Below are 528 nucleotides of genomic sequence, written 5' to 3'. Positions count from 1 at the left end.
GAGGAAGAGATAATTCTGGTCGCGGCGTGGCGTATGCGGCACCAGCCTTTCGGTCATAGCCAGAACCTGATCGATCAGCACGGGCACCGAGGAGCTTTTGTCGCGCAGGAAGCTGCGGCGCTGTTCACGTCCCGCGCGCCCCTTGCGCCAACTGACCAGAACCCTGCCTTCGAGCAGCAGATGCTCGCTCAGGCAGTCGCGGTGCATCAGCCTGTGGGCCTCGGCATTTGCAAAGGTTTGCGCGCCGATGGCGACCATATAGGCAACGATCGTATCCGGCAGCGCAAACAGCCGCCCCGCGATTTCGCCCATGCCACCGTGGCGGATCATGGCGAAGTGGAGATGCCAGAGGCCCGCGCCCTTTCTCAACATGTCGCCGACTTTGGGTGGCACGCCGCCGAACCGACCGTCGATCACCGCGAGCATGACCCCGATATCGTCGAGATCGAGCTTGGCGAGGTCGGGTTCGGAGACAATGGCCTTGCGATCGACCCGAGCCAGCGCAGCGCGGCCTTCCTCGAACAGTGC

1 protein-coding gene is annotated in these 528 nt (G+C 63.6%); it reads right to left on the bottom strand.

The genetic code is table 11. From position 1 onward, the window contains the following. Positions 1 to 528: hypothetical protein (locus R5H29_RS18800; RefSeq protein ID WP_332329606.1), on the bottom strand; the 528-nt coding region annotated here is incomplete at both ends.

The organism is Stenotrophomonas sp. A3_2, assembly GCF_036624925.1.
In the GTDB taxonomy this organism is placed as follows: Bacteria; Pseudomonadota; Gammaproteobacteria; order Xanthomonadales; family Xanthomonadaceae; genus Stenotrophomonas; species Stenotrophomonas hibiscicola.
Note: the sequence above shows the minus strand (reverse complement) of the source record. Positions and strands in the feature narration are given on the sequence as shown.